2 protein-coding genes are annotated in these 5996 nt (G+C 35.7%); both read right to left on the bottom strand.

Annotation, left to right across the window (positions count from 1 at the left end; all coding sequences use genetic code 11):
* Positions 1-4527 (bottom strand): pullulanase-associated domain-containing protein (locus GSA01S_RS09020; RefSeq protein ID WP_169792693.1); only part of this gene is annotated, 4527 nt, incomplete at its 3' end.
* 1019 nt (positions 4528-5546) lie between these two features.
* A complete protein-coding gene (gene rpsU, locus GSA01S_RS09015) occupies positions 5547-5720 on the bottom strand; it encodes a 30S ribosomal protein S21 (RefSeq protein ID WP_066126806.1) in 174 nt (57 codons plus the stop codon).
* Positions 5721-5996 lie beyond the last annotated feature (276 nt).

The following is a 5996-nucleotide window of genomic DNA, read 5'->3' as shown; positions in this document are numbered from 1 at the left end:
TTTTTTATAGCCTTCAATATTGGCAAAATCTAATTTTGGTCCTAATTGATCTGGCGCTACAAAAGCCGCTTTTCCAACTGGTTTACTCACTACATCTTCTGGTACTGGCATTGGATTAGTATTATCCCATGCTCCCATTGATTTTGCATATGGATCTAAAACTAAATATTTTTTACCACCACGAATAATTTCATAATGATAGAGATAATTAGTCAAAGTCTCTAGCCCTAAATCTTTAGCAGCATCTAACTTAACATTCCAAACGCCTTTATCTGAAGCTGCCATCGCAACTCGTCCAACGACGGTATTATTATCATCTTTATCATAAACAACCACATTCACTTCTTGGGCACTCGGTGACCAAAGATTCATTTCTGCGACAGTACCTGTTTCATTTAAAGTCATTCCTAAATCGCCGTCATAACCATACACTTCGTCAGTTAAACGCCATCCTGTACGTGTATTAACTGTCATCTCCTCAAAAGTAATGCCAAATGGAGCATTTTCAAGAGCGAAATCACCTGTTAATAAAACAGTAGTACCGCCCTCTTGGATAGAGACAGAGTCTAGGGTTACTGATTGTTGAGTTGAACTTGTAATGGTTAAGCCATTTAATAAATCTTCATTGGTTAAACCTTCAGTACTTGAGAATTGGAGTTCAATTGTATTTTCTGATAATTGTTCCGCACTATTCAATTGAATTTGGCTTACATAGTAAGGATTGGTATAAATTTTTGAATCATTATCACGGATGAATAGTTGAGTGTGATTTTCTAAATCTTTAAAGATAAAATCTTGTTCTATGACTTTCTCTCCTGTTGATTCATCAACAATTAAAAATCCTAATTCAGCTAATTCACTTAGTGTGACATCGGCATAATATCCATATTTCCCTTCACGGTCAAGGTCAATGCCGTCTGGCCAATTTTCTCCTGGTTTTTCAACAGATCCCCATGTCCAAAGACCTAAATTATCATAGTTACCATCCGTACGGTAGTAATTAATACGTACCGTATTCGGAGTTTCAATCGGTTTATAATAATTAACACCCCAATCAGCATCAATCCATACCTCATCCATCGCTGGTGAAATAATATCAATGCTTTGATCGCCAGTAATGTTATCCCCTTTATTATTATTAATTAAGTAATTGATTTTTTTAGCCTCTAAACTTGATTTACGAACATCAAGATAGTAGCCATAATCATCTTGTCTTGCTTCGCCAAAGTTAGTTGCTCCGGTCGGCCATGATCCTAATTGTTCAGATGGCGTCGCAACATCACCCCAAGTCCATAAACCTAAGGTATTAAGTGCTTGGTCTGGTAATTCTTTAAAGTGAATTCGAAGCATGCCTTCTTCAACTGGCGGCTCTTCTTCTGAGGTTAATTTTGCGTTAATAATGTCCCCATTTGTCACCGTTAAGAGTAAAGTTCCACCTTCAGTAATTGCTGGAGCTTCAATATTAACGACATACTGACCTGTTTCAGATAGTGTTGCATTATAAGAGTTGCCTGAATAGTGATCAAATAAGACAGCGTCTTCTCCTGACACTTCAATGGTTAAAGGTGTTGCTGTTTCATTTAAGTTAGTTGCAATATACGCACTTTGATTATTATAAGAACGTTTAGCAATTAACCATTTTACAGAATTATTACCGGCTAAAGTTGTACGATCTCCTCGCGCCATTAATTCAGAATGTTCATTTCTAAAGTCTAATAGTTTCGTATAATGCTCATGCATCGCATTGCCTTCAACCTTATCCCAATCGAATTGATAACGATTGTCATAATAAGGCCAATTATTAGCACCACTTAAACCGAGTTCTTCCCCGTAATAAATTACAGGTAACCCTTTAGCGGTTAATTGAATAGTAGCAGCAATCTTTTGTTTATTTAAATCACCACCTAACGAATAGGTAAAACCATCTTCATCATGGCTACTTAAAAATTGTCCAAGAGACTCCGCATTGGTAATAAACCCATTACGATTAATTAATTCTTGTTGAGCTCCGGTTAAATCGCCATTGACTAGTTGTTTAGCAATTTCTTTAAAGCCGAAGTCTAACAAACTATCCATTTTTCCTTCGCCTAAATCGTCATTATCATTGGTATAATTTGCTCCCCATGATTCGCCCATTAAGTGGAAATCTGAATCTAATTCTGCTAATACATTCTTGAAGTGTTGCCAAGTTGTATTATCCACATTTTTCACAGTATCAACTCGGAAACCATAAATACTATTCCCTTTACTTGTAGTAGCTTTTTCTAACCATTGTGATTGCCAAGCTACCAATTGTTCTCTTACTTCATGTCGTTCCGTTTCAAAATCAGGAAGGCCACTTAAGCTACGTTGAGTATCTGGATCCATTCCCTCTTCTTGACGGATTAAACCATCAAAGCGTTCTTGATCTTCAGCTGTTGGGAATCCTTCTACTGGTAATGAATCTCCTTTATTTAATCCATATCCCGGATGGTTTAACACCACATCGACTAAGATGTTAATGCCTCTAGCAGCTGCTTCATCAATTAATTCATGAAAATCTGCTAAACTTCCTAAATGTGGGTTTAATTTTTCAAAATCACTTGCCCAATAACCATGGTAAGCATAAAACTCATCAACATTATCGGTGCCGCCTACATTATACTTAATGTTTTCAACAATTGGCGTTACCCAAATCGAGGTCACACCCAATTCTTTCAAGTAATCTAATTTAGCTGTTACTCCCTTAAAGTCACCGCCACGATATACCCCACCTTGATTTTTCGCTGACTCATAAGGTAAATCATACGGATTATTATTAGTCGAATCACCATCAAAGAAGCGGTCAGTCAACATAAAGTAAATGACTTGTTCATCCCAATCTAATTCACCTTCAGCTTTGACATGCTCTTTCACGACTACTGAGGCTGTTGTTTCATAATAACCATTTTCAGCATCATAGACACGAATCGGTATTTGATATTCACCAGGTTTAGTATCATGTGTTGCAGTAATCGTCACCCGATTTAATTCAGGAGAAATTTTAACTTCAGCGCTCGTCCCCAAAGCAGAAGTATCCGCAATAATTTGCTTAATTTCAGCATTATCTGGATTGGTAATCGTCACATCTAATAAGGCAAAGTGATTGGATTCCACTTCTCTATTAACACTTGCTTCGACTGTAACATTATGGACGCCAGGCGTTGCTGTACTTGGGTCTACTTTATTTTCAGCAACAAAGTATGGATTGGTATAAACAGTTTGATCGTTATCACGCAAGAATATTTGACTATGCGTTTTACGATCAGAAAAAACTAAATCTGTTAAAGGTTTTGATTCATCCGCCGTATTTACGATTAAAAAGCCAATACTAGACTCAAGACCTTTGGATAATGGTAAATCAACGTAGCGACCATATTGACCTTCTTGTTCAAATTTTAAAGCGTCTGTTGGCCAATTTTGTGGTGAGTTTTCTACGTCAAACCAAGACCAAACACCTAAATTTTCATAATTATTATCTGAACGAAGATAATTAATTCTAAGAACATTTTCATCTTTAAGTGGTTGATAACTATTCGTTTGGAAGTTCGCATCAATCCACGCTTCATTCATTTCACCGCTTAATAATTTAACGGTTTGATCTGTTGGCGTAATTTTAATAGAGGCATCATCAGTACCAGCTGTATCTAATAATAAGAAACCTATATCAGCCGGATTAGTAGATTGAGCAATATCAATATAATAGCCGTATTCATCTTTTTTATTCGAATCAAAGAGCGTTGCACCCTTAGGCCAACCATCAGGATGATTGCTTGATTCGTTTTCAACGCCTCCCCAATACCAAAGACCTAAAGTACCAATTTTATCTTCAGGTAAATTTTCAAAGTGTAGGCGTATCATGCCTTCTTCAATTGGTTCAACATCCCTTGCAGTGTTGGTGGTTGCAGCTGCTGCACTTAGCTTTTCATCGCTAGCAATCGTATTGATTGCTTCATCTGAATTAGATGTTATTGGTGTTGAATCTTCCATCACTTCTTCTGAAATGGATGTTTCATCTGATTCTGCTAACAAAGTAACAGGTTCATTGACTGTCGTTGCATCATTGATTGGCTCATCCTCAACGGCAGTGTTTGTATCTACTAAAGTTGTTTCAGGTAATTGAGTAGACTCTTCGACACTTTCATCTATCTCTGCTTCTGTGGTCTCTACTAGTTCAGTTGGTGCTTCTTCTCCAACTGTCTCAGCATTCGATTCCGCTACTACTGTTGTCTCCTCAACTGTATCCGCATTAACTTCTGCTGATACAGGTATATCCACTAATGGTACTTCAGCTTCTGTTTCATTAGCATCGGCTACTAAGGCGCTATCAGCTGAATCACTCAATGTGCCATCTGTCACTGTCTGAGCAGAAACAAAATTCGCATTAAAAAATAAGCCTGCACCAATTAATACCGAAGCAGTCCCAACTTTAAAACGACGAATTCCAAATTTTTCGACTTTCTGCGATAACTTCGCCCGTCTTACCTCAAGGTTATTCTTACCGGTCATTTTTAATACCTCCATCAAGCTCAAATAAGCTGTAATCGTTTACTTAAATAATAGCAACTTAAAATTTTATTTACTAGTTAAAATCTCATAATGATATCGGTAACATTGAGAGAATATGATTTGTTAACGGTAACAAAATATACGTTAGAAAAATTTGGCAGATTATCAAACTGATTTTTTTCAAACTTTATTGCTAATCATGATACAAAAGAAATCATCATCGAAATTAGGGAGTGGGCAAGAAGTAGAAAATCAATAATTTTCGCTTCGTGGCCTCCCCCGCACAGTTGGGAGTAGACCAAAAGTAGAAAATCGAATGATTTTCGCTTCGTCGGCTATAAAATTACAATAAGATTACCCAATTTGTTGCACGTAACTTTCCCCAGTTACAAAAACTATTGAGGTAATCATTTTTCAGTTTTGTGGAAGGATACAAGACTATTTTACTAAATAGAACAACACTCTTTGCTTCATTCATATTTTGTTGCATGTCGGTTCGTTGGCTTGTGAAATGAATTGAATATCATTCTTTCATTTCCTTATTTAATATGAAAGTATATTATTCACAAGCCCGTGTCTTATTTTGAGACATTTTTTGCTTAATTATTAAGAATTTATCAATTTTTGCGAATAATTTTTCGAAATTTTATGAAAATGAAAATTCTACTCAAAAAGAGCTGTTTTTGTGTCTCAAAATGAGACACGCTGAAAATTTATGAAAACAAAAATTGGGTATTTTTGGGATTTTTTACTGTTTTTGTCTATTTGGAAAGCTTACATTGTGAAATTAACTTTCCTATGAAAATATTTAATCGCTTTTAGAAAAATGAAAGTTTGTGAAAAATAATTTAGTGTCAAAAAATTGCGAAATGACCTACATAGAAATTCTTTTGACAAGTAAAAGACAGCATTTTTAAGTGATTCATCAGCAAATAACAAAAAGAAAAACACCACCCATTACTGAGTAGTGTTTAAATCTTCTTGATATATCAAATTGTCTATATCGCTCAAGACGTTTTCTAGAACTTACGTTTACGAGCTGCTTCTGATTTTTTCTTACGTCTTACTGATGGTTTTTCGTAAAACTCACGTTTACGAGCTTCTCTTAAAGTACCTGTTTTAGAAACGTTACGTTTGAAGCGACGAAGAGCGTCATCCAATGATTCGTTATCACGAACTACTGTTTTTGACATATGATTCCCCTCCCTCCAAGCATTGAGTAACCTTTCTTAGATTATTATTTATCTAATAAGTCCTTTTATAATTATATCAAATCTCATAAACTTTACAACTGTTTCCTGAAAAAATATCACAATTTGTCAAAAAAATGAAACCTTTGTGTAAAATCAAGTGAGAATAAACCAGGGCATAAACTTGATAAATTTAAGTCAAGATTATTATTCGTTAATGAATAGCGCAGTGGTTGAGTGGTCTCAAACAGTGTCTTTCGACTTGTTTGAGGTCTACTC

This window comes from Globicatella sanguinis NBRC 15551, from assembly GCF_001552295.1.
Classification (GTDB): domain Bacteria; phylum Bacillota; class Bacilli; order Lactobacillales; family Aerococcaceae; genus Globicatella; species Globicatella sanguinis.
Note: the sequence above shows the minus strand (reverse complement) of the source record. Positions and strands in the feature narration are given on the sequence as shown.